This window comes from Streptomyces sp. SID10853 (assembly GCF_010548145.1).
In the GTDB taxonomy this organism is placed as follows: domain Bacteria; phylum Actinomycetota; class Actinomycetes; order Streptomycetales; family Streptomycetaceae; genus Streptomyces.
On the sequence record NZ_JAAGLN010000358.1, the window covers coordinates 1 to 4,830 of the forward strand.

The 4,830-nt window shown below is 69.0% G+C and carries 4 protein-coding genes; 2 read left to right on the forward strand and 2 right to left on the reverse strand.

Going from position 1 to position 4,830, the window contains the following annotated elements:
• Window positions 1-180, reverse strand: a 180-nt coding sequence (locus G3I19_RS34505) for a hypothetical protein (RefSeq protein WP_164267644.1), incomplete at its 3' end; no start/stop codon positions are given.
• Window positions 181-473: 293 nt separating this feature from the next.
• Here G3I19_RS34505 and G3I19_RS34510 point away from each other — a divergent pair.
• Both G3I19_RS34510 and G3I19_RS34515 read left to right on the forward strand, forming a co-directional pair.
• A complete protein-coding gene (locus G3I19_RS34510) occupies window positions 474-2,741 on the forward strand; it encodes a heterodisulfide reductase-related iron-sulfur binding cluster (protein ID WP_164267645.1) in 2,268 nt (755 codons plus the stop codon).
• Window positions 2,742-2,944: 203 nt separating this feature from the next.
• Entirely contained in the window at window positions 2,945-3,910 is a 966-nt protein-coding gene (locus G3I19_RS34515) for a Yip1 family protein (protein WP_164267646.1), read from the forward strand.
• A gap of 107 nt (window positions 3,911-4,017) precedes the next feature.
• On the opposite strand, the gene G3I19_RS34520 is transcribed toward G3I19_RS34515, so the two are convergent.
• A partial coding sequence (locus tag G3I19_RS34520; protein ID WP_164267647.1) for a discoidin domain-containing protein occupies window positions 4,018-4,830 on the reverse strand: 813 nt, incomplete at its 5' end.

Here is a 4,830-nt window from a genome sequence, read left to right on the forward strand (position 1 = left end):
GGCGGTCCCGCAGAGGTGGACATCGGCCGCCGCGCCCCGTACCGCGAGGCGTACGAGTGTCCGCGCGGCGGCCGCCGGGGTGAGCGGGGTGAGCGGGATTCCGGCGCGGCGGACGGTGCGGGGCGGGCCGCCGCCGGGAGGGGCCGGGGGGCCGTCGGTACGGGAGATCGCCTGGTTCATGCGCCGCCCATCGGTTGCGGTATCGGGGTGATGCCGCCTGGGCATCCAGCTCGAACGGTCCACAAGTTAGTTCGTTATGCCCCACTATGCGGTGAGTAACACGATTGGACGGCAGACATCCGGTGAGGAGACTCTGAGGACACCCTGAGCGACGCAGATCACCGCCTGCCCTGGTACATCGCAGTGGGATAAGTGGGTACTCTCAGCAACAGGTGCATTAAGTTACTGCTTAGTAATCACTTGAGAATCACTGTCACCACTGGATCCCCACCTCGCAGGCCCGAGGAGCCCCCATGCAACTCGCCGCGATCATTGTGTCGCTGGTACTCGCCGTGGTCGGTGTCGCGCTGTTCGCCCGAGCCATCGCCCAGATCTACCGCTCCGTGCGGCTCGGTCAGGACGTGCCCGCAGGCACCCGCACCGACGAACCCGCCCGGCGCACGATCACGGTGGTCAAGGAGTTCCTCGGCCACACCAGGATGAACCGCTGGGGCATCATCGGGTTCGCGCACTGGTTCGTAGCGGTCGGCTTCTTCTCGCTCGTGCTGACCCTGATCAACGCCCTCGGGCAGCTCTTCAAGGCCGACTGGGTCCTTCCGGTCATCGGCCACTGGCTGCCGTACGAGATGTTCGTCGAGTTCATCGGTGTGATGACGACGCTCGGCATCCTCGTCCTGATCGTGATCCGCCAGCTGTCGAAGCCGGACCGGCCGGGCCGCAAGTCCCGGTTCGCGGGCTCCAACTTCGGCCAGGCGTACTTCGTCGAGGCCGTCATCCTCATCATCGGCCTGGCGATCTACTCGCTGCGCGGTCTCGAGGGCGCGCTGGCCGGCGTACACGGCTACGACGCCGCGTACTTCCTCTCGTACCCACTGGTCGCGGCCTTCCGCGGGACCAGCGTCGCCACGCTGCAGAACATGATCTACCTGACCGCGATGATCAAGATCGGGACGTCCTTCATCTGGATGATCGTGGTCGGGCTCAAGACGGACATGGGTGTCGCCTGGCACCGTTTCCTCGCCTTCCCCAACATCTGGTTCAAGCGCGACGCGCAGGGCGGTGTCGCCCTCGGCGCGCTGCTGCCGATGACATCCGCCGGCAAGGAGATCGACTTCGAGGACCCGGGCGAGGACGACGTGTTCGGCGTCTCGCAGGTCGAGCACTTCTCCTGGAAGGGCCTGCTGGACTTCTCCACCTGCACCGAGTGCGGCCGCTGCCAGTCGCAGTGCCCGGCCTGGAACACCGGCAAGCCCCTCTCGCCGAAGCTCCTCATCATGTCGCTGCGCGACCACGCGCACGCCAAGGCCCCGTACCTGCTCGCCGGCGGCGGCAAGAACATGGAGGGCGAGGAGCAGGCCACCGAGGAGCAGCTCAAGGACGTACCGGCCGCGGCCCTCGCCGAGGCCGAGCGCCCGCTGATCGGCACCCTCGAAGAGAACGGCGTCATCGACCCTGACGTGCTGTGGTCCTGCACCACCTGCGGTGCGTGCGTGGAGCAGTGCCCGGTCGACATCGAGCACATCGACCACATCGTCGACATGCGCCGCTACCAGGTGATGATCGAGTCCGCGTTCCCGTCGGAGGCGGGCACGATGCTCAAGAACCTGGAGAAGAAGGGCAACCCCTGGGGGCTCGCCAAGAAGCAGCGCGTCGAGTGGACCAAGGAGGTCGACTTCGAGGTTCCGGTCGTCGGCAAGGACGTCGAGGACCTCACCGAGGTCGACTACCTCTACTGGGTCGGCTGCGCCGGCGCTCTGGAGGACCGGGCGAAGAAGACCACCAAGGCATTCGCCGAGCTGCTGCACATCGCGGGCGTCAAGTTCGCGATCATGGGCGGCGACGAGAAGTGCACCGGTGACTCCGCCCGCCGCCTGGGCAACGAGCCGCTGTTCCAGCAGCTCGGCCAGGAGAACGTCGCGATGCTGAACATGGCGTACGGCGAGGACGACGAGGACGAGTCGACCAAGAAGCCCAAGGCGACGAAGAAGATCGTCGCGACCTGCCCGCACTGCTTCAACACCATCGCCAACGAGTACCCGCAGCTCGGCGGCGAGTACGAGGTCATCCACCACACCCAGCTGCTCCAGCACCTCATCGACGAGGGCAAGCTCATCCCCGTCACCCCGGTCGAGGGTCTGATCACCTACCACGACCCCTGCTACCTGGGCCGCCACAACAAGGTCTACACACCGCCCCGCGAGATCATCGCGAAGGTGCCGGGCCTGCGCAGCGAGGAGATGCACCGGCACAAGGAGCGCGGCTTCTGCTGCGGGGCCGGCGGCGCCCGGATGTGGATGGAGGAGCGCATCGGCAAGCGCATCAACAACGAGCGCGTCGACGAGGCCCTCTCGCTCAACCCGGACATCGTCTCCACGGCCTGCCCGTTCTGCCTGGTGATGCTCACCGACTCGGTCAACGGCAAGAAGAACGATGGCAAGGCCAAGGAATCACTCCAGGTCGTCGATGTGGCCCAGCTGCTGCTCGACTCGGTGAAGCTCCCCGCCGACCCGGCGGACGACCCGGCCGACGAGGACGCACCGGAGCCGGAGCCGGTGAAGTAACGCAAGGAGTACGCGAGCGAAGGGCCGGGGCCGCCGTCGGGCGGCTCCGGCCCTTCGCTCTGCCCCCCCCAAGGGCCGTCCCCCCCTTGAGGGCCGCCCCCCTAAGGGCCGTCCCCTGGGGGATGTCACAGGTCGGCCGCAAAGCACCGCCTGTTCTCCCAGGTCGGACCCCCGCTCGGCCGGAAGCAGGTACGTTCGAAAGCGTGGCTGGATTCAGGATCGGACGCGGCCGGGACAACCGCACGTCGCAACAGAACCCGCAGGGTCAGCAGCGGGGACCGCAACGGCAGGCGCCGCAGCAGCAGCCGTACGGCAGGCAGGCACCGCCTCCGCCGTACGGTGGCGCTGCCGCGCCCCAGCCGTCCCCGCAGCGTGCGCAGCAGCACCAGTGGCCCCCGCAGGCCCAGCAGCCGTACGGCGAGCCGGAGTACTTCGGGGACCCGTACCCGCCGCAGGGGCCGGGCGACCCGTACCAGGGCCAACAGGGCGGTTACGGCGGGCCGCCCGTGGACCCGTACGCGAACAGCGCGGACAACCCGGGGCACACCCAGGCGTTCAGCATCGGCGACGACCCGTACGGCGACGGCAACACCTACCGGGCCGGGCAGACCGCCGCGCCGCCCGTGGGGCCGCGGCTGCACTGGAAGGAACTGCTGCGGGGCATCGTGATGCGCCCGGGACCGACGTTCTGGCAGATGCGCGACCACAAGGTGTGGGGCCCCGCGCTGACCGTCACGCTCATCTACGGGATGCTGGCGCTCTTCGGCTTCGACCAGGCCCGTGAGGACGCCGTCCACGCGACGCTGTCGAACGCCGTCCCGTACGTCCTGACGACCGGGGTCGCCTTCGTCATCGGGAGTCTGCTGCTCGGCGCTGTGACCCATACGCTGGCGCGTCAGCTCGGCGGCGACGGCGCGTGGCAGCCGACCGTGGGCCTCTCCATGCTGATCATGTCGATCACGGACGCGCCGCGGCTGCTCTTCGCGGTCTTCCTGGGCGGCGAGAACGGCTTCGTCCAGATCCTGGGCTGGGTGACCTGGATCGCGGCGGGCGCGCTGTTCACGTCCATGGTGAGCAAGTCGCACGACCTGCCGTGGCCGAAGGCGCTGGCCGCTTCGTCGATCCAGCTGATCGCCCTGCTGTCGCTGCTGAAGCTCGGCACGCTCTGACGGGCCCCTGACGCCCCCTGAGGCGCCGACAGCGCTGAGGCCACCCGGATGGGTTCACCGGGTGGCCTCAGTGCTGTGACGGGAACGGGAGTGCCCGTCCGGGCGGTTCAGGAGGAGTGGGACCGTCCGAAGAACTCGACCTCGGCGATCGCGACCTGCTTCTTGTCCGAGATCCCGTAGCCCGTGCGCAGGACGAAGCGGACCGATGAGACCGTACCGACGCGGAAGTCGAAGGTCTGCGGGCCGGCGCCCTGGTCGAGGTTGAGATGCTGCACGACCTGCTTGCCGCTCGCCTGGGTGACGATCGCGTCGATGCGGTGCGGCCGGGCGGTCTTCGAGAGGTCCTGGGGCTGGACGGAGATACCGGGCGTGATGATGATGTTGAGCAGCCGGACCGGGTCCTGGAAGGTGGCCTGGACCCACTCGCCGCGGCCGTCCTGCGAACGGCCGGGCTCCCAGTAGGTGTTGTTGAGCCCGTCGAACACCTTGCCCGCGGTGTGGTCGGCGAAGGACCGGGACGCCTTGGGGTCGTCCACGTTGATGGCGGCGCGCTTGGCGAAGTGGTCGCCGATCGCCTGGACCGCCGCACCGGTGTTGAGCGCGCCCCAGATGACGAGCCCGAGAGCCGCGGCCGCCGCGAGCCAGCGCACGATCCAGCCGAACCCGCTGCGCAGCCGGGGCCGGTCACCGGCCCACGGCACCTCCCGGTTGCCCGCGCGGAGCCTGCGCCACCACGGGAGCCTGGCCGGACCCTCCGGACTCTCCGCCATGCTCATGCCACATCGGCGGCAGAAGTGGCGGTCGGGCCTGTTACCGGTGGCGCACCAGGGGCAGGCGTAGCCGCCGGCGCCGTCGGGCTCGGCTGCCGGGCCCTGGACGAGCGGGCGCGAGGTCTCCGGGCGGCCCGGCAGCACGGGTGC